We start from the raw sequence: 26,919 nt of genomic DNA, 5'->3' as shown, positions 1-26,919 counted from the left end.
TGAACTCCAAAATCAATGATTTTGGAGGGTTTTGGCTGGTTTTTCAACTGCCAAAACCTATGCCGTTAGAAAACGGCATTATTCAGTAGACATTATTTAAATGCCGTTTTAATAAATGCCGTTAATAATTTCTGTCTGGTAAATATGCTTGGAATATTATTATACAGTTTATGTCGTACAGTGTTTATTTCCATTCATTTATTGATTCAATAAGCTTGCCAGAAATTCGTCGTCTTTGTCAAGCTTGTAGGCGCCTTTAAAACTCTGCCACCCATACACATCATCGCCGTATGTTGAAGTTTCGAATCCATAATAACTCTTTTCACCGCCGAGTGTGAATTCCAGGATTACACCGGCTCCGCCGCTTCCGCCGGTGCCTCCCGCGTAAAACAGCGGCCGCCACGAATCATATTGAATTTCATCCGGTATGTCAATATCCATTTTGATATATGTTCGCTTATTCTTTATGTGATTGTTAGTTACATAAATCGCATATCCCTCCGACGGGGATTCGCATATTATCAAGTCATACGAGGTTACATTCAGATGACCTTTAAATAGTATAGACTCGTCTGACGGAAGCTCGTAAAGCGGCCCTTTATCAATTCTGTCCAGGATGCGGGATATTTCTTTTTCTGTTTTTTCTGCTCCGATATAAAAATCCTGCCATTCGCCTGTATAATGGTTATCCGAATCATAATCGGTAGCATTCGGATCGAAGAGATAATAGCTGTTTTCGCCATTTGCGGTGAATTTTATGACGATGCTTTCATTGATATATACAAACGGAAGCAGCTCCCATGAGTCGTATTCCATATCCTCGGGAATATTCAGACGCATTTTTATATATGAATCACGCCCGGAGATGTCAGATATTGCCGCGTAAACAGAATAACGATCAGCTGCTGATTTGCATAAAACCAATGTTGCATGATCACCTATAAATCCGCCGCGGTATATTACCTTTTCACCATCCGGCAACGAGGAAGGCGGACCGTTTATTGCTAAGTCCAAAGCCTGAGCAACCACATCCGCAGGTATTTCGCCTTTGAATGACAAAAGCTGCCACTTGCCCTCCTCATCCAGTTTTGCGTAATTAAAATCAGATATATTTACCGCAAAGCTGTAATAACTTTTTATTCCGTTGCTTGTAAATTCCGCGACGACCTCGCCTCTGCCTCGTATCAACGGAAGCAGCCGCCATGAATCATATTTCAAATTTGTCGGGATCATCGGATACATTTTTGCGTAAGCTTTGTCCCCGTCATTTCCGCTTTGCGTCGCGTAAACTGAATATAAGCCATCGTCAGATTCGCAAATTACAAGCTTTTTTTCCGTATACGCCACGCTTCCCTGAAATAATACGGTTTCATTTGCCGGCAAAGCCGAAAGAGGCGTATCGCCGACTTTTAATAGAAGCTCTGTAATTTCATCTTTTGGAATTTCACCTATAAAAATAAAATTCTGCCAATCGCCGCAGGATTCTAATTTTGCCGAATTAAAATCAGACAGATTCGGTTCAAATATATAATAACTTTTTTCGCTTTTTCTCGTGATTTCGACAACAACTCCGCTTCCTCCGCGTATCATGGGAATCAGCTTCCAGGAATCATATTGCATTTCCGACGGTAAGCTTAAATTTATTTTTGTATAGAGACGGTGATCGACAGAACCGCTTTGAGTTGCGTAAATTGAATATCCGTCAACCGGCGATTTGCATATTATCAGATCCTTTGAGGTTGCAAGCACGTTTCCTTGATATATTATAGTATTATAAATCGGTAAAGCGGTAATTGGTTTGTTGTAATTTTGATATTGTTCTTTGTCATGTGTATTCTTTGTATCGCTTTGCTCTGTATCGCTTCTTTCCGTCATGGCCAGCTTACTGTTATTCTGACAACCGGTAAACAGAATAGCGGAAATTATCATGCATATACCCAGTTTCCATGCTACCGTGTTTTTCACTGTCATATTTTCCTCCCACAACGAAAAAGCTCATAAGGTAATGAAACTTATTCGCTCATACCTTACATTTTTCATTGTATATACTAATGTCGCACCACTTATTCAAGTAAATGTTATGTCAGAATCCCTTTTTGACAAGATCGGACACTATGTGGATGTAAAGTTTCGTGATATCGTCTACAGTTAAAAAATTCTCATCCGATTTTCTGCTTCCGAAGAAAATTTTTGATCTGCGCAGGTCAATTTCGTCACAGTGAGACACTCCTCTGATTCCCGGTGAAGACACGACACCTTTAAATTCACCCCATCGAGCGCTTTTGACTGCGACCAGTCCGTCACATTCTCCGTCTATGTGCTTGACGAAAGTAAAAGGAATCATTAAGAGGGGATCCGAAAAGGCGTTTCGCATCTGACACGCATAGCTTTGATAATATACCTTAGGTGAGTTCAGTATTTTTTCATTAAAACCTTTCGAAAATGTTTTGGAAAGAGAATAATAAGCTCTCTTTGAATTGGGTAATTCGTCTCCCAGGAATGAGAACCATAAATCGGATAAAGCGCAAATACTGTTAACGGCCGGTTTAAAATACTTAAAAAGCAGGTCAACTGTTTTACTTCCTCTGTGAGGTGTAGATACGGTTGTAAGAGAAGCTATATGTTCGTCAATTCCAGGTATAACAATCATTCTGCGTGCATCGATACCGCCTTTTGAGTGAGCGATTATGTTGATTTTGTCAGCTCCGGTTTCTTTCAGAATATTTAAAAGTGAACGGCGTAGCTGTATCGCGTTGTGATATACGGATCCGTGGCTGTCCTGATGGCCGTAATATACTGACGCCCCTCCTTTTTCAAGGACAGACGGAATACGTCCCCAATACGGGATCAGCGAATAGTCGCGGTATCCCATGCCGTGGACGAGCATGATCGGATATTTCGTTTTTAATGAATCATCTTTCATATCGTCAGCTCCACGAGAGATCCGCCGCGCGGGACCATGACATGGTTTATTCCGAGCGATTTTATTAAATCATATGCCTCCGGCACGCCGAAGCCGCACAGCGACGGAGCGTGAGAGTCGCTTCCGACTGTGAACATTCTTCCGCCGCAGTCGGCATATAATGCGATCAAGCTTTTTTGAGGAATAAAATCCCCGAGACCCTGGCGAAGTCCGGAGGTGTTTATTTCAAGAGCGATGTTGTTATCAATAAGCAGTCGAAATATTTCTCTGAAAACCTCTTCTTTTTCGGGGATATTCACTATGTCGTCATTGCCTGAACGCTTATAATAACGTAGAAGATAATTCAAATGCGCCATTGTATGATATTTTCCTCTGCCCCAGACAATGTGTTCTTTTGTTTCCTCGAGATAGTTGTTCCACAGTGTGACAAGCTCGTTTCGCGGCGTATTCGGATAATCGATGAAGTAAAAATCCTCTTTCCCGCGGTTGTTATGAAGCGATCCTATGACAAAATCAAAGCTGTTTTCGGTTAGAAAACGCTTTGCTTCCTCGCTTTTCTGCGCGGGCTGTCCGAGCTCGATTCCGAAAACAATTTCAAGCTTTTTACCGAACAATTCTCTGGCGTTCATTATGTCGGTTTTTATCGCATTTATATCTACCGGAGGATAAAATCCGTCTATTATACCGTTTATATCATAATGATCGGTTATGGCAATTTCGGAAAGCCCATTTTTAATCGCCTGTTTGCAGAGATTTATCACGGAGCAGTCTTCTTTTTCGTCGTGATCGAAGGAATGCACCGTATGAAGATGAAGATCGCAATAATACATATGTTTTGCTGCCTTTTTGATTTAATATCATATATTATAGCATTATTTTTATTCTGCTTCAACCGGGAAAATACTATTTGAAACATAATATTGCTCTTTATGCTTTTCATCAGCTTTTATGTCATAAAGAAAATGAAATGAGAGAGAAAGGCATTTGGTTATAACAAAGCGCGATAATGCGCATTATTAACTCGGCATTTAAATAATTACCGTTAAAAAAGAGAAAAGGCTCTGATATATGGACTTTTCTCTCTAATAAAACAAGGCTTATTTAAATGCCGTTTTAATAACAATCCTAAGAGAAAAAAGCATATAATAAAACCTTTTTATCATAAGAGCGGTTGTTTTATTGCCATGTTAATAAGAAAACTTAAAAAATAATCAAAACTTCAATTGACCTCAGTCGCTTGATGATGTATAATGAGTTTAGTTTACCATGAAATATATTTCGGAGGCATTTTATCAATGAAAACGGAGCTTTCGTATTACGATATTTACCCTAAGGTGACCGTTGACGGAGAACCGGCGGAAATAACAATAAAGCCGCTCGGAAGTCATGTAAAATTCCGCGGCAGCGAATACCGCGTTGCGGTATGGCCGTTATACAAGCGTGATTTGGCATATTCGTCTCTGCCCACCGTATCATCATGTTATAATGTGAAGCCCGGCGATGACGGAGCGCTGAGATTCACACATACATTTCACGAGGAGCAGGAACACCTTGTAATGATATATTCCGGAGAAAGCCGCATCGCGTCTCTGCCGGTGTTTTCGGTCGGAAAGGATTTGAAGGGAAGATATCCGTTTATCGGTGATCTTCACGTCCATTCCTGTTATTCCGACGGAAGAGAAGATCCTGCGATCGTCGCTGCCAATCTCAGAAAATGCGGTTACGATTTCTCGGTTATTTCAGACCATTACCGTTATTATCCGTCGCTTAAGGCGATAGACGCCTATAAAAATATCAAACATGATTTTCTGATTGTTCCGGGAGAAGAAATCCATCTTCCTTCAAATCCGTTCCACATAGTGAATTTCGGAAGCAAGTACAGCGTAAACGGCATCATTTCCGACGGAACTCAGGCCAAGGAGGTCGGAACCGGAGCGGAATTCCGCTCGATGGAAAATGAAAATGAAAATGAAGATAAAGAAATAAAGTGTCCCGATGTCATGACAAGCGCGGAATTCACAGAAAAAATGCTAGAATCCTCAAAAACGCTTAATCTGCCGGAGGGCTTTCCGCGATATCAGATAGCCGTATGTAAATGGATATGCGATCATATCAGACGCGGCGGCGGACTTGCGATATTCCCGCATCCGAACTGGATAGATTTCACGTTCCATGTTCCGGAAACGGTTACGGATTATCTGCTTGCCAGCGGAATTTTTGACGCCTTTGAGGTTCTCGGCGGAGAGAGATATTTCGAACAAAACGGATTTCAGACCTCGCATTATTACGATGCTCTTTCAAAGGGTATCCGCGTTCCGGTTGTCGGCAGCAGCGACAGCCACGGAACCATAAACAACATCAATTTCGATATTGCAAAGACAATTGTATTTTCACCCGAAAATAAAGCCGAGGCTCTTGTCGATTCGATAAAAAATTATTACAGCGTGGCTGTTGATAATTTAAGCAAGGAATACAGACTTGTGGGTGAATACAGATTTGTAAAGTACGGATCATTTCTGATAGAAAACTTTTTCCCGCTTCACGATGAGTTATGTTTTGAAGAGGGAAGACTCATGAAGGATTATATCACCGGTGAAAACGCCAAAGAAGCGGCGGCTTCGCTCGGCGCCCTTTACGGTCGCACCGGCAGGCAGAAAAATAAATATTTCGCTTTTTAAGTTTGAAAATAAAAGTCAAAATGTAAACAGATTCGCAAAGAAGAATACCGCTGTCGCCGCGATATACGCAACGCAGGTCTGCGCCGCCATCGCGGCGACGGCTTTTTTGCCTGACAGCTCCTTTCGGTAAGAATAAAGCGCGGCGGCGCACGGAGAATATAAAAGCACGAAGCATATAAAGGAATAAGCTGAGGCGGGAGAGAATATGCTCCGCAGAGCGGTATAAAATTGTTCTCCGCCATTTGCGCCCAAAAGGACGCCGAGAGTGCTTATTATATTCTCCTTTGCTCCGAGTCCGGCCAAAAGAGCGCTTGCCGCGCGCCAGTCGCCTAAGCCTGTGGGGCGCAGGATATAGGCAAAGGCTTTGCCTATATGTGCGAGAATACTGTCAGATATATCGTCCACCGGGTGAAGATCAAAGCCATATGTACGTGCCGCCCAGATAATAACAGATGTAAATAATACAATTGTAAAGGCTTTTTTTAAAAACTCCCAGGCTCTTTTTAACATATCGCGGAAAACGGTTCTTGCCGACGGAAGCCTGTATGGCGGCATTTCCAGTAAAAATCCGGCATCACCTTTTTTAAAAATAGTGGATTTCATCATGGACGCGGCTATTATCCCAAAGCAAATGCCGGTAATATATATGAGCAGCATGTACAAGGGTGCGAAAGAACCGAAGAAAGCTAATGCGAACATCGCATAAACAGGCATTTTTGCCGCGCATGACATATATGGCAGCAGAAAAGCTGTCATTTCACGGCTGCGCCTGTCCGGAAGCGTCCTTGACGCCATTATCGCCGGAACCGTGCATCCGAAGCCGATCAATAGAGGAACGACTGATCTGCCGGAAAGACCGAGCTTTCTCAACGGAGCATCCGTAATAAATGCGATACGTGCCATATATCCGCTGTCTTCCAGAACCGACAAAAAGAAAAACAACGTAAGGATTACGGGAAGAAACGATATGACGCTTCCTGTTCCTCTGACAATACCATCAGTAAAAAGTGAACAGACAAGCTCTGACGCGCCCATTTTCGAAATAAGACCTGATATCGCTTCTCCTGCGGCCGTAAAAGCTCTTTCAATCATGGCGCCGGGTATTCCGCCCGAAAAGGAAAACGAAATATAAAAAACCGAGAGCATTATTGCCGCAAATAACGGAACCGCGAGAAGCTTTGAGGTTAATATTCTGTCTGCCGCGATATCTCCCTTTCTCAATAAAGGCATATCGGGCATTTTTATATAACGCCGCGCGAGTTTTTCTGCCGCCGCGTATCTTTCCGCCGCAAGTATCGAAGCTGTTCTATTAAAAGCGTTTTCTGTATAGGTTCCGGATATTGCCGATTTCACATCGTTTATCCTGACGGATTCCTCTGTGGATAAAGACAGCATTGCGATTATGCTTTCATCGCCTTCAAAAACTGCCTGCGCGGCATATGCGGCGGGCAGCCTTGCCGATTTTGCTTTTTTTGATACAATTTCCTTAACCTGTGATATCGCGTGTGAGATCTTTCCTCCGCAGGACATAACGGCAGCGCTTTTTTTGCCGATGAGCTGATAATCCGTGTCAATGTCCGAATTATTATATATTTCAAATATGCTTTTCGTCGCTTTGATAAGCTCAGCAGAGCCCCTTCCTGAGGTCGCGGATAATGGCAGCGCACGCGTATTGAGATCTTTGCTCAAGCCGTTAAAATCGAAAACAAAGCCGTATCTATCTGCTTCATCGATCATATTAAATACAATAACCATAGGTATTCCGAGAGTAAGCAGTGAAAATGTCAGATAAAGCCCTTTTATCGGTGCTGTCGCATCAATGACATTTATTATCACATCGGGATGTTCTGTTAAAAGATAATCTCTGGTAACGGCTTCTTCTGCGGAATACGCGGTGAGGGAATATATACCGGGAAGATCCGTAACCGTCATATCGGTATTTTTTACCCGACCTTCCTTCTTCTCAACCGTAACTCCGGGAAAACAGCCCACATGCTGATTTCCTCCGGTTAACAGATTGAAAAGCGCGCTTTTCCCGCAGTTAGGGTTTCCAACAAGTGATACATGTATAGTGGGTTTTAATATCATATGTGCCGTTGTTCCTCCGAGATCTCTGTTTCTATCATATCAGCGTCGGACATTCTTAGCCCTATTGTATATCCGAACAACGTAACCACAACCGGATCACCGAACGGAGCGCGTCTAATTACTGTCACTTTCGCTCCCGGAACGAATCCCATATCTAAAAGGCGCTTTCCGTGAGCTCCGGGAGCATTGTTTGATTTTATCACGGCAGAGCCGCCGGGTTTTATACGTGATAGCTTCATATCCGGCCTCTTTTCTGCATTTTAATATAGTATTTTTATGCTGAAAAGAGTAAGGATATGCTCAGGTTGTATATAGGAACAAGCAATATTATAATTGAGGATTAAAATTAACGTATAATATTATAAAACGGGTTTGAGAAACGGAATTTTTTACATAATCTGTGAAGAACCACTTTTTAAATATAAAAATTGATTAAGATGTTGAAACAAAAAAGATTTCAAAATTATAAGGACCCTTTTTACTTCGCTTATCAAGTAAAAAGGGTCCTTAACCTTTGTTGCCGTGAATCTCTTCGAAATAAAATATTCTGTTATTTTACAATATAGTCAAAGGATGAAGAAGCGATGCTGTTATAATTCCGGTCTGTCACATTGATCCTGACGCTATAGCTTCCGGAATACGCGTCATAGGGGATGCAATATGACAATGAGTATGATCCGTCATTCTGGAGCTTCATGACTTGTGAAATTCCGTACAGAGGGATTTCAATTACCACATATTTTACCTCAGAGGCAATGTTCTTAAGACGAGCCAAAACGGAAACCTGATCTCCCCTGCAGGCGGATTGCGGCATTATGACGGTGTCGATGTTGCTGTTTGAGTTTTCCATGGTAAGTTCTCCTCTTCTGATTTATTAAATTTACAGCTTTCGGGCTGCAGCTTCAGAATCTCTTATAAAGCCATGAGGAAACAATCTCAAGCATGAAATCACGTATTTCCTCAGGTGTGGTTTTATCGCTGTTTTTCAGGTAATACTTGCATTCAGTATCAAGCATCCCGAGCATTCCGACGGCGACCATGTTATAATTTATAATTTTTTTATTTTCCTCACTTGATGCGCTTTTTAAAATATCCGAGATAAAGCTTATATAATTATTTTTAAGCGAATCAATTTCCGCAAGCGCATCGGAGTCGATCCCGCTTGAAAGCTCATTGAAAAATATTTTCGCCAGTTCTCCATACTCAAGATAAATATTAATATTCGCTTCAATGGCCTTTTTCACTTGTATATCGACCGGAGTATTCTCGTCGAATTCTTTTTTTATTTTATCTGTTATCATGGTCATGCCTTCGGTTACGAGAGTTTTGAAAAGCTCCAGCTTCGTCGGAAAATGATAATACAGCGTTCCCTTAGCGACATCGGCCTCGCGGGCAATCTCGTCCATGTTCGCACGATAATAACCTTCACGTGAAAATACGCGTATTGCTGCGTCAATAATTCTTTCTCTGCTCATATATCCTCCAAAGCACGTTATACTGACCAGTCAGTATAATAACATAAAACCTATAATATGTCAATAGGAAAAGCAGAAAATTTTTAATTTTTACAATAAGCAGAAATATTTTTTTACAGCGGGTGAAAGCGGATCTTATTAAAACAATATTTGAATATGCCTTGTTTTATAAGAGATAAAAGCCAATATACCAGACTCTTTTCTCTTATAAAGCGTGATTATATAATTTAAACATAATGAAACATGAAAAAGACCGCATTCCCGTATAAATATATGCGGGAATACGGTCTCGACCAAAAGCCCATATACAAAGCTTATTCTTTACCGCGTTAATAAGAATTATGTCGGATAGTATATCCGATATTTTCTTTCATACACTTTTTTCTATTATCTTTATATTCTTTGGCACTATGCCTGTCTGAACATAGACGATTTCCTTGATCTGAGCTATTTCCGCGGGGGTAAGGCCGGCGCTTTTAACAATGATATTTGCATTTCCATCGTTAATTACTGCGACGCATTCATTAATACCCTTTGCTCTGACGAGATTTTCTATATTTACTTCATATGTAATCTCGTCCGCTATGCGGTTCATTTCGACCATTATTTCATCGCGGCGCTCCGCGGGGGTTGATTCGCTGTCCATTAATGTTTGAAGAAGATCAATGGCTTCGTCACGGACACGCTGGCGGTTGATAACGGCAACGGTAAAATAATTTTCATCTTCAGACGCGACATCGGATGGATTTTCACCGGTGGCCACTGCGGGATTGTCTCCTGTCTTAAGTGAATCGACCGGTTCATCGTTGAGATAATATCTGATGTTGATATATCCGGCGACGGCAATCAAAGCGATACATGATACGACAAGAACATTTTTGGCGCTTATTGATTTCCAGGGGAACGGCTTAGGGATTGTACGCTTTTTTGGAATGAGCGCACGGAATGTCTCCGCAAATCCGCGCTTCGGTTCTTCGGCGCTTTCTTCCTCTTTTGTTTCCTCCGGAGCTGTCAGAAGAGCTGGCTCCGCTTCGGGTTCGGTTATATATTCCGGCACCCTGTTGATTTTTGCTAATTTTTCCATGTATTTTCCTCCAAAAAGCACTCAATTTGTGACACAGATTTTATTGGTTGGCAAATCCAATGCGCATGAGACAAGTTCAATGACCTTTTTACGTACCTCCGAATTTATGGCTCCTTCACAAACAACCGCTACTCCTCGCACAGATGGCGTCTGTTCTGCGATCAATACTGGCGTTTTAGCTCCGCTTTTATCCTGAGACCAGACAAATTCCTCACTTGATTCGTTTTGGACTCCGGAGGATTTTGTATTTGTTTGGGCTGCGTATATTTTTCTTGTGCCGGTATCGATCGTAACCATGACACTGACTCTGCCCGCTCCTTTGATTCCGGATATCATTGAGCCTAGCTTTTGCTCTACCCGAGATGTGAATTCCTCTGTGTTGAATTCACTGGATTCCGGAACCGCTGACACGGCAGCTTCGTCTCCCCCGCGTGAAAGCAGAATGAGTGCGATGCCAAGAATAAACAACAGCACGAAAATCCAGACTTCCTTACGGTTTACCGATAGGAACAGCCCTTTTAAACCGGGGACGCGGGCGCTTTCGGGCGTTTCATGCTCAGCCTGTTTCATTTGTTTTGATTGCCTCCGATGGAATTTGATATGTCTCACTTATGTATTCCGTGATTTGCGACACCGGAAAGTTGTCAGAGCCGTAAAATACAATAATTTTGGTGATCTTTGTTTGAAGCCCGGAGGTTTCAGATATGACTTTAATTTCAAAATCCTCTCTTCCGAATTTTTCATACACACTTTGACTCACGCCGTCTGCGATAAGCTGCGCGCTTTGTGAAGCTGTCCATTCGGCGTAGAGCTTATCAGCATTACCGGTGGATAGAGGCATAGCTTCATTTGCGGGACCGGCGGCGAATTTTTCTGCCATACGGCATATATCATCCGTATGGGATATCGCTCGTGAAACGGGTATCACGATTATTGCGGCCACTATCAGCGATGAAACGAATTTAACAGTACGCGCCGTACCTGTTTTACCTTCCGGTGTTATGTAATAAGCAACGGCGCATAAAAACGCGGCTGTAAGCACCGATACGACCCACCCGGATATCGCTTCGATCAAACCGATACCCCCGTTTTGATAAATATTGTAAGAGCTATAATAAAATATATGCCCGTCGAAAACAAAAATGCCAAAAGTATATTAAAAAGCTCTCCGAGTTCTTTTAAAAATGCTTCTTCACGGGCGGCGCCGACAAGTCCGGCGCAAAGAGAAGCGAATCCTATCGACAGCTTTTTCGTGAAAATTCCTATGATCGGGACTGCGAGTATATAAATGATAACGGCAATGCCAAAAAAGCCTGTAGTTGATTTAATTACGGATATACCGCCTCCGACTGTTTTAGCGGCTTCGCCTACGAGCGAACCAACGACGGGAATAAAAGTTCCCGCGGCAAACCGCGCTGTCCGTAAAAGTGCGGTATCCGCAGCCGAGGCAAGAGAGGTCTGAAAATACAATACAGTTCCGAAAAGCGTCATCATCGCAACGCAAAGGCCGCTCATTAAGTTTTTTAAAAATTTGGAAATTCCCGCAAGAGGAGCGGGAGATATGGCTGAAGCGAGAGAAAATGCAAATCCTATTCTTAGCAGCGGCAGTAAAACTTCAGCACACAGCGTATCGAGAAGCTCACAAGCTAAAAATATGCCTGTGTTCTGAACGGCGGCGGATGCGGCATTGCCCCCGAGAGTATAAAGAGATGTCATTACCGGGAGCATACACTTTATAAAGATATTAAGCTCCTTTATGTAGTGAGAAGCGGCATCAAATGCAGTTCCGACAATGCTGTAAGCATATGCCGACAGGCATAACACCGAGACGATTTCAAAAAGCTCCATATCTGAGGTATATGTCCGTCGAAGCGCGCATATAAGCGCACTTAGCATTATGAATCCGCATAATCCGGCGAAAAACTTTAGCTCTCCCCTAAGCGAATTTGCAAAAACTCCGAGGAACATCGAGAAAAGCGTTTCGTATGCCTTGTCTCCTGAAAGAACATCCGCGTCCGGAGCCGAATCCTTTATCGAATCCGGAATAAATTCATTGAGTTTGTCCGCTCCGGCGGCCTCGCTTATCATATCGCCGAGCTCATTGGAAACACCTATATCCGATTGCTCCGTTACGGTATCGGGATTATCTGCCGCATATGCTCCTTGCGCTAAAAATAAGACGATAAAAACCGCGGCGACAACGACTGTGAGCTTATGCACCTGTTTGTACATTGCCGATAGCGCCGTTAATCAAAGCGCTGAAAACCGGAAGGGCGAGCAAAAGAATCGCAGCTTTGGCGCAAAGCTCAACCTTAGATGCCAGCGATGTTTCTCCCGCGTCGCGTAAAAGCTCACATGTAAATGACGAAACAATGCCGATGCCGACGGCTTTAAGCATTATTCCGAAATAATCGGAAAAGCTTGTGTCTTCCGCCATTGCCGATGCGAATTCGAAAATAGGTACAATCTGTGAAAGCGCATATGTAAGTACGGCTATTCCGGCGCACAGTGAAATGAAAACACCGTAATCCGGCTTATACTGTCGTACAATCAGAATAATCGAAAGCGCGCATAACGCGACAAGGCATATTTTAAAAACAGTCATAAACCGAAAATATCTTTTACCGAGGTAAACAGGCGGTCTATCTCGGATATTATCATAAACAGTACAATAACCACGCCGGCCAGAGAAACGAGCGCGGCCTGTTCTTCCCGTCCGCTTCTTGAAAGCACCGAATAAGCGACGGCGACAATTAAACCGATGCCGGCGATTTTTAAAATCAAACCTACTTCCATTGTTATCCCCGTTCTAATTGATTTACGACTTTCATATCAACATGATAGCGGCGACCGCACCGGCCGAAAAGCCTATCGTCCTGCATAACTTAGCCCGGATATCCGCGCGTGATCTTGACTCATCATAAAGCTCATTCAACGCCGCGGCACACGAATCGCAGCTTTCGGACTGTTCTTCGGCGGAAAGCTTACCAAAGCTTTCAGAAAATTCGAACAGCGCCGATTTTGCCGCCGGGCTTACAGAAAGGCGGTTTTCAAAGGAAACCACCGCGGTACGCAGAAGAGAATCCTCCGATATGAGCTTCTGATTTCGCAGACAATCTAAGAATCCGCACCTTTCGAGTGCTACATCATCAAAATCGTCGAAAATTTCCTCCTGTCTGGTCATGAATCCGGATATCTTACGCTTTGCGTGTTTTATTAATTTTATTAACCCGTAAAGCTGTGCACATTCGGCTCTTACCTGATTTGAGGCATAATAGCCGGCAATAACAGGCGTTATGAATACAAGACACAACCCAACCGCTTTCGTTATCATTCCATATCATATCCTTTCCCATTTCAAATCGTCTGCGGGATAAACATTGATTTCCGATCTGAATTTTTCGCCGGGGAGATGATTTATCGAGGCGTAATATTCAAAGCTTCCGCTTACAAACATACATTTTATATTAGGCTTTGAAATCAGCTCCTTAATATTTACGGCGTGAGCCGAAGCAACAAAGCTGACACCGCATCGGTGGGCGGATATCAGAGCTTCAGGATCTTCCGCTGCGCCTATTTCATCGCATACTATAACGTCGGGAGACAGAACCCGAGAAGCTATTTCTATCCCGGTCGCTTTTTTATAACCTCCAAGCACATCCAAAAGATGCGCTCCGCGTTCGTAACCGCAGTCAGGCGGAAATAGCTCCTTCCGTTCATCTATTACTGCTACCTTTTTCATTTGGCCTGTATCGCCCCGTGAAAGCCTGATTGCGAAATCGCGTAATACTGTAGTTTTGCCGGCTCCGGGAGGCGAAAATATAAGAATAGACCCGAATTGATGGCGGCGGAAATACGAAACAAGCTTATCTGACGCGCCGCGTACATAGCGAGGTATTCTTATATTTATACCGGTAAAGGAAGACATACCAAATCGGCCGCTTTCGGTATCCGGAAAGCTTTCTCCGCATAATCCGGCGCGTATTCCGCCGGGTGTTATTATATAGCCGTTCCTGATGGTTTCAATATGACGGTATACGCTGCCTTCACATAGCAGATTTACTGTCCGGGCGATATCTGTTTGAGATGAAACTATCCCGCTTTCCGGAGTGCAGCGCTGTCCTTCAATATCTATAAAGATGTTTCCATAACTCATGGAAAGAGAAACGGGACGCATTTCTCGAAGCCTTATTTCGCATATATCGCGTCTGTTTTCAAATAATGAGACCGCGCGCGCGGCGTTTTCGGGCAAAAACCTGAGCGCGTATTCAAAAGCATCGGATGTGTTTATGTTCGCCTCCGCAGATTGAATGTCTTGTGTTTTATTCTGATAGAATATATGCGTCCGATTTGCGGAAAATGCAGCCAAGGCTTTATATATGATTATAAGTGTCACTTATTAAATGGCAATAATTACACGGCAAATTACTATATCATTAAAATCCAGACACTGTAAATATGATTGACAAATTCCGATCATTAATATATTATGATAATCAATCACTTTATAATGGCGGCATTGATTATTAATTCGACAATAAATAATCCTTGCTTTATAAGAGAAAAAACCTATATGCTAGAGCCTTTTCTCTCTATAAGCGGTCATTATTTAATTACCGGGTTAATAGAATCACTCTAACGTCATATAAGATAATTTTATTGAAAATGCTGAGGACAATTACACATATGAAAATTATGCTTGCATCACTCGAAAATTCGGACGAAATAATGGCGTTATACAAATCTCTTGTCGGGACTCCAGGATGCACATGGGATGAATATTATCCGTCCTCAGAGAATATTGCGCAAAACATCAGAAACAACTCGCTTTATATAATAAAGGATGATTGCGGCGGCATTATCGCGGCCGCCGGCGCCGAAGTTGAACGCGCGCATATAAATATCGGGTGCTGGAGCAAGGAAATAAAAAACCCGTGCGGATTGTTCCGCGTGGCGGTTCGCGGTGATATGCACAACAGACGAATCGGAGAAACACTTGTAAGGTATATAAAAGATGATTTATTTTCGAAGGGATTTGATGCCGTCATTCTTCTCGTAAGCCCGACAAATCCCGCTGCGGTTTCGCTTTATAAAAAATGCGGTTTCGTAAAACGGGGAGAATGCAGTATGTACGATACACAGTGGGATTGCTATGAGGTTATGAATAAATAATTTCGAAAGCGATTAAAAGATGAAAATAATTTAACGGCTCGCCAAAGTGCGATAAAAGTGACACGCTGAAGTCTACATGGGAGTTTCTCGGATTCTCCGATATTTCTTCTGAACAATACCGGGCGATAGCGAGAAAATAAGAAAAGGAGCTGTATATATGGAATTAAAATCAAAGCGTTTGCGTATAATTCCGCTTACGATCGAGCAAATGGCTCTGTTATGTCAAAGCAGAGAAAAGCTTGAAACTGTCCTTGGACTCGTATCAAACGAATTTATAGAGATAAGAGATGAGCATTTGAACACGGCTTACGATGAAATGCGCCGTTCATGTGAGGCTCATCCGAGGGATTATTTATGGTATACTAATTGGCAGATAATTTTAAAAGACGAAAACAAATCGATAGGCAGCATCGGCTTTATGGGTCCGGCAAACGAAAGACACGAAACAGAGATAGGATACGGTATCGACGAAGCATACCGAAATCAAGGATATGCGGCCGAGGCGTTGCAGAAAATGTGCGAATGGGCATTTTCTCAGGAGAATGTTTATTATATTCAAGCGAAAATAGAATCCGATCCGATAAATATACCATCGAAAAAAGTACTCGTTAAATGCGGATTTATTAAGACAGGCAGCGAGGAAGAGAAAGCTGAATTGCTTTTTGAGCTTGAAAAACCTAAATCCTCTTTTGTCAGTATTTACATGTGCCTTGGGCTGAGCATAGGAATGTATATAGGCACTTCCTTTGATAATATTGCAATAGGAATGTGTATCGGTATCTCGATAGGTGTTGCGCTGGGTGCCGCACTCGACGAATCTGATAAAAACAAGAGAAAACGCAATTAAAAGGCGAAAATAACCTGTAATATAATAAAATAAATTTACCGGAAGTCAGTAAAATGAAAATCATATCTCTCTGCTTTCGGGTTTTCACGGCTATTTGTCTACACAGATCATATCGGATATTATGAAAAATACGGATTTGCTTATATCGGAACTGGATATCATCCCTGGGGCGAATCCTCTCGCATATATTCTCTTTTGTTAAAAGAGTTTCTGAAGTAATGTATAAAAAATTTGCATATATGTCCGAAACCGGCATCATGAAACGCTATATATAATAGAGTGAACACGAGGAGGTGAATACTTGATGCGTTTTGGCTTCGGCGGCAGCGGGATCGGAAGCAATATGGAAAAAACATGTGATAAAGCGATCGCTGATTTTTCGAAGGGCGACAGTACGGCTCTTTCCGTAATATATGATTGTATGTCAAGAATGATTTTTTCCGTCGCTTACGCAATCCTGAAAGATTACCATGACGCGGAGGATGTCCTTCAGGATACCATGATAGAAATATACAAATATTCTGATACATACCGGCAGGGAAGCAATCCGAAGGCATGGATTCTCGCCATGACCCGCCATCTATCGATTGACGTCGTCAGAAAAAGAAAATCAGATATTCCATTGGACGAATTAAACGAAATCGATATATCGGAAGACAACGCGCAAGCAGCAAGCCTTGAAGTGTTTGAAATTCTGGGTTCTCTTGATGAAGACGATAAACAGATTGTGATATTCAGATTATATGCCGGCTTGTCATATAAGGAAATTGCCGGAATAATGTCTTTTACCGTTTCCGCGGCGCAAAAAAGATACCAGCGCGCCCTCAAGAAACTCAGAGCCGAATATAAGTGAGCGGGAGGGAACAGAAATGAAAACCAAAAAGATCAAAACCATCGTACAAAAGCTTGACAGTATTCCAATGCCGGACAAAGATAAAATTCTGTCATTTTGCCCGGAAGCATTGAAAACACCCGAGGTGCAATATACGGCGCCCATAAAAAGAAAATTCAGGCTCCGCGCCGCGATATTGGCAGCTCTTGTTCTGACGTTTGTTATCGGAGGTGTTTCCGTATTGACAGCGGCGGCGGAGGAAAGGGAATATAATGCGGCTGTCGCGTTTTTCAATGAAAACAATCTGAACGCGGACGGGCTTACGAGAAGCGATATCAAGAATGTATACCGCGATATTTCCACCGGAAAATTCGTTTACGGCAAAACCGCGGAAGTAATTGAAAAAAACGTCGGCGGACATGAAATATTCAGAGAAGATCCCACGCCAGAGGATCTGGAGAATCTTTGGAATTATAAAAACAACGGCTATTATATCATCACCCCGCAAACCGGGAAAGGAATAGAATATAAAAGCGAGGAGATCAATAAATTTGATTCCGTTCTCGGATTTGATGTATTCGATAAAACAATATTGACCAAATATGTCGACGGACGTGAAGTATGGAAAACTGAGCTTGGATTTTATGTGGATGGAAAATGCGTTGATGCGGACGGCAAAACGATCGCGTTTGGACAAAATCTTACGTATTCTTCGGCACAGAAAACGAACGGATTTATCGCGTTGGTTGATTCCGACGGAAAAGTCCTTTGGGAAAAAGCCCTTACAAACGCGCAAAAAAACGAATATATCGAGAGTGTGATTTATGAAGGCGACAGGATAACTGTATTCAGCCGCTGCGATTTTAAATCCATATGCTTTTCAAAGCTCGATATGAATGGATCTGTTATCAGTTTCAAAGAAAATGAAATTGGAAACTCCGCAATAAAGTCGGCGGTAAAGCTCGGCGACGGATATTTGATATTACTGAATAATAATGAAACCGGAAATATTATGATGAAAGTAAATCCTGACGGCTCTCTTTCGGATTCTTTCACATATTCGTCCGACGATAATGAATATTTTATTACCGGAATGATTGAATATGGCGGCAGTGTATATCTGAGCGCTTATTCTGTGCCGAAGCTGAATGAAGGTAAAGGTACAGCCGGAGGACGGTATGATATTGCGGCGGTGCTGAATTATATCTTTGACAATAATTATTTGAATATCCCTAACGATGAGCTGACGAAGCGTGTCCGGGATAATTTCACTGCCGTATTGCTTGAATGCGATATTGAAAGCGGCGTCCCCCGTGAATTTTACTCTGCTAAAGGCTCCCTCGGCGCCGCTTTGTCAATAAGCGATGAAGGGAATTTGATTTGGAGTGTGGAAAACATAACAGACACATTTTTCTCTCCGATGACAAGCTCGTTTACAATAGGCGGAGCAAGCTATGTTTACCGTTATGAGTTTGATAATACAGGGAAAATTCTCAGCATGGAAAGGACAGACGAAGTCGTCGCTTTCAGAAGATAATTAACGCACAAAAAAACACTTCAAATGCGATGCGTTCCTAAGGACGAATCAGAGCACGCCGAAAGAAGTATTGGTCTTTCGGCGTGCTCTGTTATTGGGTTGAAATTAATAACAACTGATGCGTCATTGAAAATATACTTGTTTGTGATAATATATAGGTGATCAAAACCGTAAGGAGAATTACCATGTTATATTTATCTGAAAATTTAAAGAGATATCGCATTTTAAAAAACCTAACTCAAGAGGATGTTGCTGAATACCTCAATATTACCCCACAGAGCGTTTCAAAGTGGGAGAGAGGCGATTGCTATCCGGACATTACTTTTTTACCGGCTTTGGCAAATATATTTGAAACAAGTATTGACATACTTGTTGGTATGGATACGATTCGTGCAGAAAAAACACGTTATAATATCCATAAAACTGCAAATGAGTTTCAGCAAAGCGGTGATTATCAATCAGCAGAGCAGGTTTATCGCGATGCATTACTAATTTATCCGAATAAACCGGGTATGATTCTTGGTCTGTCAGGAGTACTGGCATTACAAGGAAAGACTGAAGAAGCTATAGATTTAATGGAGAAGGGCCTTCCGATTTCTGTTAATGAAAAGCAAAAATCAACATCTCGTGCTATACTCTGTTTTTTATATTTAAAGTGTGGAAAGACTGAAAAGGCCAATTTACTTGCGTCTACACTTCCGCACACAAGGGAAAGCCGTGAAGTAATACAACCTCTAATATCAAAGAATATTAGTGAAGATGAGATAAACATAAATATAAAAAATATTTTACTTGGAGATTGTAAATGAGTTAAGTAAGTCGCAGATAAAATTCAGTTCAATTTTATTATATGTCTCACACATTATCAAGCAGGAATTTGTATGTACAAATTCTTTTTATCCTTAAAAGCACGTTCCTAATGAAATGCTTTTTAATGCAATGGGTTACGTGGATTTTTGGCTTGTTACGAAGTTGATTTGTTAGTAATGTTCCGTATAATCTCTATCGTTCGTTGTAGCGTTAAATAAGCTTTGTTTTATTAGAGAGAAAAGCCCATATACCAGAGGTTTTTCTCTCTTTAACTGTAGTTATTTAAATGCTGAGATAACAAAAAGTACTAATTACCGATACAGAACCGCAATGTTTCACAGACATCAGCATCCTTCAGATTTTCCTCCTTTTTATTAGTAGCAGAAAAAGCCGCGGTGAATTCAAAAATACAATCGTCGGTTGCATCTCCGATAATGCAGATTAAATTGTCGCCATTTCCTCCGGAACAACCATAACCGCCGATCAATTTATTGTCTACATTATAAAATGTCCCGTTCAGTCCGCTGTGATGTATATTTTTGTCCCCATTGTATTCGGCAAAAACAATAAATGTCGGATGATAAGTATCATATGGAGATTTGCTTATAAAATATGTGAAGGTAATATCTCCTGATTTCTCAGTTTTTTTGTCATATCCGATGTTGTAATCTACCGAATAAATATTTCCGTAATTATCCTCATTGTTTTTTAGCACTTGAGTGAAATTAAAATATGATTTGTTTTCATTGACATTTATATTGTCGCTTTTGATTTTTGAAATTATAAATACAGCGCTCAATATTAAAAAGGCGATCATCACGGCGGCGACAAAAAAAGCAAGCGGGGAAGGCAGACGCCGGCTGTGGTTTTCTGCCCCGATAAGCGCTCTGTTTATGGCAATTTTATAAATTAAGTAATATATTACAGAAGCGACAGGGATGACAGCGAATAATATTAAACAGGCAGTTATAATATTCGACATGATAAATACTCCTTATATACCGATATGTTCTTTAAAAAAGCAGTAATAACTGCGCGTGACATCAACATTGCTCCCGTCTGCAAGAGTTAAGATAAATTTGGATGAGAATGTCGGAGTGATCTTAACGATTTTATTCTTGGAGATAATGACAGAATTACTTATTCGTATGAATTTTACAGGATCAAGTAGATTTTCCAGAATATAGAGCCTTTCAGACAGATTGAAGCTTTGATCTTTTGTATGTAATATGACATCGTGCCCAAAGCTTTCGATATAAATAATATCTTCTGTTTCTATACGGTAGATAATTCCGTTGTTTTTGCCGATTAGGCTATCAATTGCCTTTTTCGATTCCGATAATATAAATTCGGCATCATCGTCAACTTGAATTCCTTTTTCCTTGAGATATTTCTCAAGTTCTTTATAATTTTTAGAACTCACAAGCAATTTGACGTTCATTTGATCCTCCTTGATGCAGTGAATCAACGCTATACTATTATTATATTTATATTCAAAAGCAAGTCAATGAATTGCGAACACTTTGCATATATTACCGCTCGATTTACATTAATTGATTTGATATTCATTGTATTTAAATGCGTTATTATGAAATGCTGTTAAATATTACAGGAGTATATTTATCGTCATTACTGCAGATAATTATGACAGGCTTTTATAAATAATGCGCAATTTATTAACAAGGCATAAAGTAATTACCGTTTAAAGAGAAATAAGCTCATACATATGGGCTTTTCTCTATTAAAAATATTATTCAAATTACTGTTTAACAATAACGCATTAATAATAAACCATAAAAGTAAAAAAGTTTGAAACCGCATTTTTTTCAAGCCGAAACCGTCAAAAAGTATGCGGTTCGGCGGAAAGGCATGACTTATATAAATGAAGAAGAAATTAATATTATTTGCGGTCTTTCTCATACTGGCTTCATTCACAACCGTTTTCTGTGTGGGCGCCGAAACCGTAACGTATACGGTAGTTCGCGGTGACAGCCTTTGGAAAATATCTGTGAGATATCAAGTCGGATTAAGCGAGATCATATCAGCAAACCCGCAGTTTAAAAATCCTAATCTGATATACCCCGGCGACAAGGTATATGTGCCGCTGACAAACACCCAGACGACATCATATGAACAGCAGGTGATCGATCTTGTAAATCAGATACGCGTTAAAAACGGCTTGGCAAAGCTGACCGCAAACTGGCAGCTGTCAAGAGTCGCGAGGTATAAATCTCAGGATATGCACGATAAAAAGTATTTTTCACACACAAGCCCGACTTACGGATCTCCTTTCGATATGATCAGGAACTTCGGAATTTCATTCAGGACAGCCGGAGAAAATATCGCTCAGGGATATAAAACACCTCAAGCCGTGGTTGACGGCTGGATGAATTCGAGCGGACACCGTGCGAATATTCTGAACGCTTCGTTTACTGAGATAGGTGTCGGATATGTTGCGGATGGATCTTACTGGACACAAATGTTCATCGGTTAAAACGGCTTATTAAAAAATGATTTATTAATTACAGCTTTATAAGAGAAAAGCTCTGGTATATGGGCTTTTCTCTCTTGTATAACATTTTATCTAATAAGAAGCCGCATTCATCGTAATATTAAACCATTGTTTCGGGCGGCGAATGATACAGCATATATTTTATGGCATGTTTTTGGGCGTCCTATGTTGCTGTACCCACAGAACTGTAGAAGTCTACCGATCAGGCCAAAAAGCCGCTCTGAACACACATATCATTAGTTCTAATTATGCGATTTGAACGGCTCATTATAATTATTGAATTGAAAAAGCAGTTTGAATGTCTTATAATCAGCGCGTGATATAACTATATTTTAGGAGAACACACATGAAAAAATTGCTTGCTGCTTTACTTTGCATTACTATAGTTTTAATGTTTGCCGGATGCTCTGCTCTCAAAATTGATTTCGGAGGCGGAAAGACAAAAGACAATGATGATCAAAATGGCGTTTTAACCAATGAAAACACGCATCAGGATAACGGAGAAGCTACATATCAGGATGGTGAAGAAGATACACTCCAGAATGGCGAAAACGACGAAGATAGCGAATTTGCTTACAATAACGAATATATATCCGATCATCTCGGAAGCGATTATTCCGTAACATACAATTTTACATATTATGAAAACAATGAAGAAACAGGCACAGCCGTTGTTTCTATAAAGAAGAATGAAACCGGATACTATTATGAGCTGAATGACGGAGGCGAATTCATGTATCTGAAGGAAGGTGACGGTTATGTGTTGTGCACAAAGGACGAAGAAACCGGCAAATTCTCGAAATTAGAGGGTATTACTTTAACTGAAGATGAAGTAAAAAACTCCGCGGAAGCTGTATTTTCGTTTATGTCGTATTATCAGGACTATGAGGATGATCTTTCAAGTAAAGGCACCGATACAGTATGCGGACGCACATGCGATAAATATGTTCTTAATGCCGCCGACTGGGGAGTTTCATCGACTATAGAATTCTATATAGATAAAGACACAGGAGTATGTCTTAAGTATTCGGTGGAGGCATCTGCAAACGGAGAACGCGGCGGATTCGATTATGTCTGCACCGAATTCAGTCTTGCAAACGTCGTTCTTCCCCAATGCGACGATTAAATTATATAAGAGGTGAAATCAGTGAAAAGAACATTTTTAATTATAGTATCTGTTTTGATTATTTTCTGTGCTTTTTTTTCCTGCGAGAAAGCAAAAACAGAGGAAAACCCCACTGATCAGATAACAGGCGGAGACGTTGCAAGCGGCAATGAAGATTCAAATTTAAAAATCGCTGTTTCCCTGCCGGAAGGCTGGAATAAGCTTGAAGGCTCCGTTCTGGAGCATCAGTATATGAAAAATACCGCAAGCCTAATAATAAAAGAAGAATCCTTCAGCAAAAAAACTCTTGACGGAATTGTTGATGAAGCCAATGAAATATTCAGGAATACGTTTACCGGTTTTGAAAAAGTCGGCGAAAACGAGTACATAAAGATAGGCGGGAAAGACGCTGTCAAAACATCGTTCACCTGCAAGGCCGGCAGCTTTGAGATGAAATATATATATGTTTATTTCTTGCTTAACAACAAAGTCACTGCTATTACTTTAGGAGATCTCGCTGACACATTTGACAGCTTGAGCTCTGATTATTCTTATATTCTGGAGCATATAACTTTTACAGAAGCTGATTAATATTTAATGTAGAATATTAATGCGGTAATTATTCCTTGCTCTGTAAGAGAGATAGGTCCCGTATTAAAACCCGCGCGGTTTATGCCATGCGGGTTTATTTGGCATACACTTTAAGTAAAGAAGATACGCGTCCTTATAAAAGATAAATAAAATGAATACACACCGAATGGAGTAATCTCGTTTTGAGTTATGTTTTAAAATATGTGTTTTTTTGATTGCAAATGTGAATAATCGTTTTTTTTACGCCTTATTCGTACCATTTATAATATTAAAAAGGGGCTGTAGCAAAAATTTCGTTTTGCTGCAGCCCCTTCTGAACAATTATGTTTTACGTATATTCCTTACAGCCATATGTGTTTTTGATTGTTCAGAAGACATCTTGTCACTTCGAGAGCTTGTTCATTTGCCTCTGGGCCATAACAAGGTTGTAGTAAATGCCGTTTTTATGCATCAGCTCTTCATGCGTGCCGAATTCGGCGACGCGTCCCTCGTCAAGTACGACGAGCTTTGTTGCGTTGCGCAAAGTTGACAGCCTGTGCGCTATGGCAAGCGTAGTTCTGTTTTTAGTAAGCTCGGCAAGAGAGTCCTGGATCATTTTTTCTGTCTCTGTGTCGAGCGCGCTTGTGGCTTCATCAAGTATCAGTATCTTTGGATTATGGAGAACGGCGCGCGCAATGGCTATGCGCTGCCGTTCGCCGCCTGACAGAGTATACCCTTTTTCCCCGACATAGGTATTGTATGAATCTGGCAGCTTCATTATGAAATTGTGCGCATTGGCAAGCTTTGAGGCGGAAATGACCTCTTCGTGTGTCGCATCGGGTTTTGCATATGCAATATTGTCATAAACCGATCCGGTAAAAAGAAACGTCTCCTGCAGTACGACACCGATCTGGCTTCTGAGCGAGCTTTGGGATATATCGCGTATATCCACGCCGTCGATTTTAACGCATCCGCTTCTGACATCGTAGAGACGCATGACGAGATTGATCAGTGTGCTTTTACCCACGCCGGATTTTCCGACAATTCCGAGCATTTCGCCGGGCTTGATACTCAGGGTTATGTTTTTTAGAACATCCTCTACTTCGGTATATCCGAAGGAAGCGTTATCAAATTCTACCTCGCCGCGTATTTTCAAATCAACCGGCTTGACAGTATCCTTTACATCCGTTTCTTCATTGATTATCTCGAAAACCTTTGAAATTGAAGTAAGCGCCTGTTGGATCATTCTCGGGAGATGCGCTGCCCAGCGAAGAGGACCGTATAAAATGCCTGTGTAATACGAAAACATCTGCATCTCGCCGAGAGTCATTTCGCCGGCCAGAATTCTGCCGCCGACATAATACAGTACGATAAAGCTGCCTGCGCCGAGCAAGAAATTTGCATATGGCATTATCGTGTTCCATATAGTTTCGTTTTTGATTTGAATGTCCGCGACAGTTTTTATGGAAGTATTATATTTTTCGATCTCGCGCTGTTCGGTCCCGAACACCTTAACGACGCGTACTCCTTGAAATATATCATGGAGAACAGTACTCGCGTTGGCGTCGGCTATCCATTGGCGATGATACACTCTGTGAGCATAATGCCATATTGATTTAAACATCAGCACAACAAGAGGAACAGGAATAAGTATGAGCAGGGCAAGTGGAGCGTTGTAAATAAACATGGCAACACCGACGACTACAAACATGAGAGTCTGTTCGATAATGCTCGGCAGATTCCACGTCATGAAATCGCTTATCTGCTGCGTGTCTCCGGTTACTCTGTTTATCAATTCTCCTGCGGAACGTCGTGAAATACTCGCCACCGACATCAACTGTATTTTCTGATAAAGCATGCTGCGCAGCGTGATTACCGTTTTATTGCCGACTGTGGCAAGCAGATTGTTTCTCAGAATTGATAATAACTGAATAAGCAATGCTATCCCGGCAATTGAAAGCACCACCAACAGCAGCGAGGAAAAAGTAACGGTTTCAGGAGAAGGGCTCTTTATGTAATCGTCGATTCCCACACGCTGGATATTGGGTATGACAACACCGAGAAGGGTAGTTATAATGAATAAAAATATTGAAACTGCGAAAAGAGGAAGCTGAGGCTTCGCGACTTTGAAAAGTTGTTTAACGGTTGCCTTTTTGTCCGTGCAGTCATAACATACTTCACTTTCACCTACGTAGGGCATTCCGCATTTCGGACACGTGCTTCGGCGCTTTTTATACTTAATTTGTGAAAACGGTATTTCGCCTGCTAAATAGATTCTCATCCATTTTGCCGCTTCGGAAAAAGCGAGTTTACAGCGGTATGTAGAACGGCAAAGCTCGTAAGGCTTTCCTTCTTTTTTACATTCTATTGCGATATAGCCGACATAAGGATTGAATTTCACATCGGACAACGGCTGTTTTGCGATTTCGGTTACTTCATATCCTCCTGCCGGATCATCTCGAACAGTGTATAAAGCGTTTTCGCATACACAGAAACAACCGGGGCCAATCTCGTTTTCATGGTTTAAATCTGTGGCGAGAACGAAGGCGCATTTTGCTTTGAATTTTATCTCAATTAGCTGTGCCGCGCGTTCCTCAAGGGAAAGGACGTCCATCGCCGATTCACGCGGCTTTCCCTTTCCGTGATGTACGGCTGCTTTGTTTGGTTTCTTCATGTTCCTCCGACTGTCAGATATACAGCTCTATTTTATGAAAGCTTTTTGCGTCAAGAGCTGCAAGGCTTTTTATTTCATATCTGCAGCCGTCGACATCCTGCATGAAGATCCTGTCTGGAGTGATCTTCACTATGCTTCTGAAGGTGTCTCTGAGCGTAAAACGGATTTTCCCGCAATCGCTCTCACATATCCAATATGAATATCCGAATCTCTCCTTGACGGATTCGATTGAATTGATAAAAAATACAAAGTATTTTTTATCAAGCTCGGCGTGGAGAACCGCCTGTGTTTCTGCGTTAAAATCGCCCAATGATTTTATCAATCCGATTTCCTCCTGCTTTTCATTGAGCACGGATATATATTCGTCAGGCTTGTCAAAAGGGAATGCGCGGTGAAGGATCACTCTTTCCTCTGTGCTTTCATTGCTTTTGACATCCGCTTTAGGCTCTGAGCCTGATTCGGATACAGTTTCGGTTTCCGGCTTTTCCGTGGGTTTTCTGCAGAGCATCAGAAATCCGTTTTCTGACATTGAAAAGCTGCTATTGACGGGATCGAGAAAGCCGAGCCTTATTATATCCTTCAATGATTTGTCATTTTCTTCCATGTGTTTGC

Annotated in this window: 28 protein-coding genes; 9 read left to right on the top strand and 19 right to left on the bottom strand. The window is 41.5% G+C overall.

What is annotated here, in order from left to right; genetic code table 11:
• Positions 1-198: 198 nt before the first annotated feature.
• From VB118_10025 to VB118_10015, 3 genes are all read right to left on the bottom strand, one after another.
• Complete coding sequence (locus VB118_10025) at positions 199-1,971, bottom strand: hypothetical protein (GenBank protein MEA4832935.1); 1,773 nt, start codon at positions 1,969-1,971, stop codon at positions 199-201.
• A 112-nt stretch (positions 1,972-2,083) separates the two neighbouring features.
• Positions 2,084-2,923, bottom strand: coding sequence for a hypothetical protein (locus VB118_10020; GenBank protein ID MEA4832934.1), 840 nt, complete (start codon positions 2,921-2,923; stop codon positions 2,084-2,086).
• Complete coding sequence (locus tag VB118_10015) at positions 2,920-3,753, bottom strand: histidinol-phosphatase HisJ family protein (protein MEA4832933.1); 834 nt, start codon at positions 3,751-3,753, stop codon at positions 2,920-2,922. Before VB118_10015 ends, VB118_10020 begins: the two co-directional genes overlap by 4 nt.
• A 465-nt stretch (positions 3,754-4,218) precedes the next feature.
• Here VB118_10015 and VB118_10010 point away from each other — a divergent pair, with 465 nt between their 5' ends.
• Positions 4,219-5,601 (top strand): hypothetical protein, encoded by a 1,383-nt coding sequence (locus VB118_10010; GenBank protein MEA4832932.1) that lies wholly within the window; start codon positions 4,219-4,221, stop codon positions 5,599-5,601.
• A 15-nt stretch (positions 5,602-5,616) separates the two neighbouring features.
• Here VB118_10010 and feoB read toward each other — a convergent pair whose 3' ends face one another.
• The 12 genes from feoB to VB118_09950 all read right to left on the bottom strand — a co-directional run bounded on the left by feoB (position 5,617) and on the right by VB118_09950 (position 14,617).
• Entirely contained in the window at positions 5,617-7,689 is a 2,073-nt protein-coding gene (feoB, locus tag VB118_10005; protein MEA4832931.1) for a ferrous iron transport protein B, read from the bottom strand.
• Complete coding sequence (locus tag VB118_10000) at positions 7,686-7,928, bottom strand: FeoA family protein (GenBank protein ID MEA4832930.1); 243 nt, start codon at positions 7,926-7,928, stop codon at positions 7,686-7,688. The genes feoB and VB118_10000 overlap by 4 nt, the downstream gene beginning before the upstream one ends.
• 311 nt (positions 7,929-8,239) lie before the next feature.
• Positions 8,240-8,539 (bottom strand): hypothetical protein, encoded by a 300-nt coding sequence (locus VB118_09995; GenBank protein MEA4832929.1) that lies wholly within the window; start codon positions 8,537-8,539, stop codon positions 8,240-8,242.
• Positions 8,540-8,591: 52 nt separating this feature from the next.
• Positions 8,592-9,164 carry a TetR/AcrR family transcriptional regulator gene (locus tag VB118_09990; protein ID MEA4832928.1) on the bottom strand — a complete coding sequence of 191 codons (573 nt, stop codon included), beginning with the start codon at positions 9,162-9,164 and terminating at the stop codon, positions 8,592-8,594.
• Positions 9,165-9,534: 370 nt separating this feature from the next.
• Complete coding sequence (locus tag VB118_09985) at positions 9,535-10,248, bottom strand: SpoIIIAH-like family protein (GenBank protein MEA4832927.1); 714 nt, start codon at positions 10,246-10,248, stop codon at positions 9,535-9,537.
• A 21-nt stretch (positions 10,249-10,269) separates the two neighbouring features.
• Positions 10,270-10,818 carry a hypothetical protein gene (locus VB118_09980; GenBank protein MEA4832926.1) on the bottom strand — a complete coding sequence of 183 codons (549 nt, stop codon included), beginning with the start codon at positions 10,816-10,818 and terminating at the stop codon, positions 10,270-10,272.
• The gene (locus tag VB118_09975; GenBank protein MEA4832925.1) at positions 10,805-11,323 is read right to left on the bottom strand and encodes a hypothetical protein; all 519 of its coding nucleotides are present in this window, start codon (positions 11,321-11,323) and stop codon (positions 10,805-10,807) included. The genes VB118_09980 and VB118_09975 overlap by 14 nt, the downstream gene beginning before the upstream one ends.
• Positions 11,320-12,480 (bottom strand): hypothetical protein, encoded by a 1,161-nt coding sequence (locus VB118_09970; GenBank protein MEA4832924.1) that lies wholly within the window; start codon positions 12,478-12,480, stop codon positions 11,320-11,322. The genes VB118_09975 and VB118_09970 overlap by 4 nt, the downstream gene beginning before the upstream one ends.
• Positions 12,461-12,853, bottom strand: coding sequence for a stage III sporulation AC/AD family protein (locus tag VB118_09965; protein MEA4832923.1), 393 nt, complete (start codon positions 12,851-12,853; stop codon positions 12,461-12,463). The genes VB118_09970 and VB118_09965 overlap by 20 nt, the downstream gene beginning before the upstream one ends.
• The gene (gene spoIIIAC, locus VB118_09960) at positions 12,850-13,044 is read right to left on the bottom strand and encodes a stage III sporulation protein AC (protein MEA4832922.1); all 195 of its coding nucleotides are present in this window, start codon (positions 13,042-13,044) and stop codon (positions 12,850-12,852) included. Before spoIIIAC ends, VB118_09965 begins: the two co-directional genes overlap by 4 nt.
• A gap of 31 nt (positions 13,045-13,075) precedes the next feature.
• Positions 13,076-13,582 (bottom strand): stage III sporulation protein AB, encoded by a 507-nt coding sequence (locus VB118_09955; GenBank protein ID MEA4832921.1) that lies wholly within the window; start codon positions 13,580-13,582, stop codon positions 13,076-13,078.
• Positions 13,583-13,588: 6 nt separating this feature from the next.
• On the bottom strand, positions 13,589-14,617 hold the full coding sequence (locus tag VB118_09950; GenBank protein ID MEA4832920.1) for a hypothetical protein: 1,029 nt from the start codon (positions 14,615-14,617) through the stop codon (positions 13,589-13,591).
• Positions 14,618-14,934: 317 nt separating this feature from the next.
• Between VB118_09950 and VB118_09945 the strand changes: the two genes are divergently transcribed.
• The 5 genes from VB118_09945 to VB118_09925 all read left to right on the top strand — a co-directional run bounded on the left by VB118_09945 (position 14,935) and on the right by VB118_09925 (position 19,445).
• Positions 14,935-15,420, top strand: a complete 486-nt coding sequence (locus VB118_09945) for a GNAT family N-acetyltransferase (GenBank protein MEA4832919.1) — start codon at positions 14,935-14,937, stop codon at positions 15,418-15,420.
• 157 nt (positions 15,421-15,577) lie between these two features.
• The gene (locus tag VB118_09940) at positions 15,578-16,267 is read left to right on the top strand and encodes a GNAT family N-acetyltransferase (GenBank protein MEA4832918.1); all 690 of its coding nucleotides are present in this window, start codon (positions 15,578-15,580) and stop codon (positions 16,265-16,267) included.
• 304 nt (positions 16,268-16,571) lie between these two features.
• Complete coding sequence (locus VB118_09935; protein MEA4832917.1) at positions 16,572-17,120, top strand: RNA polymerase sigma factor; 549 nt, start codon at positions 16,572-16,574, stop codon at positions 17,118-17,120.
• Between the two features lie 16 nt (positions 17,121-17,136).
• A complete protein-coding gene (locus tag VB118_09930) occupies positions 17,137-18,636 on the top strand; it encodes a hypothetical protein (GenBank protein MEA4832916.1) in 1,500 nt (499 codons plus the stop codon).
• Positions 18,637-18,821: 185 nt separating this feature from the next.
• Complete coding sequence (locus tag VB118_09925; GenBank protein MEA4832915.1) at positions 18,822-19,445, top strand: helix-turn-helix domain-containing protein; 624 nt, start codon at positions 18,822-18,824, stop codon at positions 19,443-19,445.
• A gap of 308 nt (positions 19,446-19,753) precedes the next feature.
• On the opposite strand, the gene VB118_09920 is transcribed toward VB118_09925, so the two are convergent.
• Together VB118_09920 and VB118_09915 are read right to left on the bottom strand one after the other, a co-directional pair.
• Positions 19,754-20,428: a hypothetical protein gene (locus VB118_09920; protein MEA4832914.1), complete on the bottom strand. Its 675-nt coding sequence runs from the start codon at positions 20,426-20,428 to the stop codon at positions 19,754-19,756.
• Between the two features lie 12 nt (positions 20,429-20,440).
• Positions 20,441-20,887, bottom strand: a complete 447-nt coding sequence (locus VB118_09915; protein MEA4832913.1) for a LytTR family DNA-binding domain-containing protein — start codon at positions 20,885-20,887, stop codon at positions 20,441-20,443.
• A 441-nt stretch (positions 20,888-21,328) separates the two neighbouring features.
• On the opposite strand from VB118_09915, the gene safA reads away from it, so the two are divergent.
• The 3 genes from safA (at position 21,329) to VB118_09900 (ending at position 23,654) form a co-directional block, all read left to right on the top strand.
• Positions 21,329-21,940, top strand: a complete 612-nt coding sequence (gene safA / locus VB118_09910) for a SafA/ExsA family spore coat assembly protein (protein MEA4832912.1) — start codon at positions 21,329-21,331, stop codon at positions 21,938-21,940.
• Positions 21,941-22,304: 364 nt separating this feature from the next.
• Positions 22,305-23,084: a hypothetical protein gene (locus VB118_09905; protein MEA4832911.1), complete on the top strand. Its 780-nt coding sequence runs from the start codon at positions 22,305-22,307 to the stop codon at positions 23,082-23,084.
• A 21-nt stretch (positions 23,085-23,105) separates the two neighbouring features.
• Positions 23,106-23,654 (top strand): hypothetical protein, encoded by a 549-nt coding sequence (locus VB118_09900; GenBank protein ID MEA4832910.1) that lies wholly within the window; start codon positions 23,106-23,108, stop codon positions 23,652-23,654.
• A 382-nt stretch (positions 23,655-24,036) separates the two neighbouring features.
• On the opposite strand, the gene VB118_09895 is transcribed toward VB118_09900, so the two are convergent.
• Together VB118_09895 and VB118_09890 are read right to left on the bottom strand one after the other, a co-directional pair.
• Positions 24,037-26,307: an ABC transporter ATP-binding protein gene (locus VB118_09895; protein ID MEA4832909.1), complete on the bottom strand. Its 2,271-nt coding sequence runs from the start codon at positions 26,305-26,307 to the stop codon at positions 24,037-24,039.
• Positions 26,308-26,320: 13 nt separating this feature from the next.
• The gene (locus VB118_09890) at positions 26,321-26,911 is read right to left on the bottom strand and encodes a DUF1854 domain-containing protein (protein ID MEA4832908.1); all 591 of its coding nucleotides are present in this window, start codon (positions 26,909-26,911) and stop codon (positions 26,321-26,323) included.
• Between the last annotated feature and the right edge of the window lie 8 nt (positions 26,912-26,919).

The sequence above is a fragment of the Oscillospiraceae bacterium genome (assembly GCA_034925865.1).
Classification (GTDB): Bacteria; Bacillota; Clostridia; order Oscillospirales; family SIG627; genus SIG704.
The sequence above is the reverse complement of the archived record's forward strand: the minus strand, read 5'-3'. Positions and strand labels throughout refer to the sequence as shown.

What these genes read in the sequence shown, in the direction of transcription:
- VB118_10025 (MEA4832935.1), bottom strand. Translation starts at nt 1,971, where the DNA reads ATGACAGTGAAAAACACGGTAGCATGGAAACTGGGTATATGCATGATA.
- VB118_10020 (MEA4832934.1), bottom strand. Translation starts at nt 2,923, where the DNA reads ATGAAAGATGATTCATTAAAAACGAAATATCCGATCATGCTCGTCCAC.
- VB118_10015 (MEA4832933.1), bottom strand. Translation starts at nt 3,753, where the DNA reads ATGTATTATTGCGATCTTCATCTTCATACGGTGCATTCCTTCGATCAC.
- VB118_10010 (MEA4832932.1), top strand. Translation starts at nt 4,219, where the DNA reads ATGAAAACGGAGCTTTCGTATTACGATATTTACCCTAAGGTGACCGTT.
- feoB (MEA4832931.1), bottom strand. Translation starts at nt 7,689, where the DNA reads ATGATATTAAAACCCACTATACATGTATCACTTGTTGGAAACCCTAAC.
- VB118_10000 (MEA4832930.1), bottom strand. Translation starts at nt 7,928, where the DNA reads ATGAAGCTATCACGTATAAAACCCGGCGGCTCTGCCGTGATAAAATCA.
- VB118_09995 (MEA4832929.1), bottom strand. Translation starts at nt 8,539, where the DNA reads ATGGAAAACTCAAACAGCAACATCGACACCGTCATAATGCCGCAATCC.
- VB118_09990 (MEA4832928.1), bottom strand. Translation starts at nt 9,164, where the DNA reads ATGAGCAGAGAAAGAATTATTGACGCAGCAATACGCGTATTTTCACGT.
- VB118_09985 (MEA4832927.1), bottom strand. Translation starts at nt 10,248, where the DNA reads ATGGAAAAATTAGCAAAAATCAACAGGGTGCCGGAATATATAACCGAA.
- VB118_09980 (MEA4832926.1), bottom strand. Translation starts at nt 10,818, where the DNA reads ATGAAACAGGCTGAGCATGAAACGCCCGAAAGCGCCCGCGTCCCCGGT.
- VB118_09970 (MEA4832924.1), bottom strand. Translation starts at nt 12,480, where the DNA reads ATGTACAAACAGGTGCATAAGCTCACAGTCGTTGTCGCCGCGGTTTTT.
- VB118_09965 (MEA4832923.1), bottom strand. Translation starts at nt 12,853, where the DNA reads ATGACTGTTTTTAAAATATGCCTTGTCGCGTTATGCGCGCTTTCGATT.
- spoIIIAC (MEA4832922.1), bottom strand. Translation starts at nt 13,044, where the DNA reads ATGGAAGTAGGTTTGATTTTAAAAATCGCCGGCATCGGTTTAATTGTC.
- VB118_09955 (MEA4832921.1), bottom strand. Translation starts at nt 13,582, where the DNA reads ATGATAACGAAAGCGGTTGGGTTGTGTCTTGTATTCATAACGCCTGTT.
- VB118_09945 (MEA4832919.1), top strand. Translation starts at nt 14,935, where the DNA reads ATGAAAATTATGCTTGCATCACTCGAAAATTCGGACGAAATAATGGCG.
- VB118_09940 (MEA4832918.1), top strand. Translation starts at nt 15,578, where the DNA reads ATGGAATTAAAATCAAAGCGTTTGCGTATAATTCCGCTTACGATCGAG.
- VB118_09935 (MEA4832917.1), top strand. Translation starts at nt 16,572, where the DNA reads ATGCGTTTTGGCTTCGGCGGCAGCGGGATCGGAAGCAATATGGAAAAA.
- VB118_09930 (MEA4832916.1), top strand. Translation starts at nt 17,137, where the DNA reads ATGAAAACCAAAAAGATCAAAACCATCGTACAAAAGCTTGACAGTATT.
- VB118_09925 (MEA4832915.1), top strand. Translation starts at nt 18,822, where the DNA reads ATGTTATATTTATCTGAAAATTTAAAGAGATATCGCATTTTAAAAAAC.
- VB118_09920 (MEA4832914.1), bottom strand. Translation starts at nt 20,428, where the DNA reads ATGTCGAATATTATAACTGCCTGTTTAATATTATTCGCTGTCATCCCT.
- VB118_09915 (MEA4832913.1), bottom strand. Translation starts at nt 20,887, where the DNA reads ATGAACGTCAAATTGCTTGTGAGTTCTAAAAATTATAAAGAACTTGAG.
- safA (MEA4832912.1), top strand. Translation starts at nt 21,329, where the DNA reads ATGAAGAAGAAATTAATATTATTTGCGGTCTTTCTCATACTGGCTTCA.
- VB118_09905 (MEA4832911.1), top strand. Translation starts at nt 22,305, where the DNA reads ATGAAAAAATTGCTTGCTGCTTTACTTTGCATTACTATAGTTTTAATG.
- VB118_09895 (MEA4832909.1), bottom strand. Translation starts at nt 26,307, where the DNA reads ATGAAGAAACCAAACAAAGCAGCCGTACATCACGGAAAGGGAAAGCCG.
- VB118_09890 (MEA4832908.1), bottom strand. Translation starts at nt 26,911, where the DNA reads ATGGAAGAAAATGACAAATCATTGAAGGATATAATAAGGCTCGGCTTT.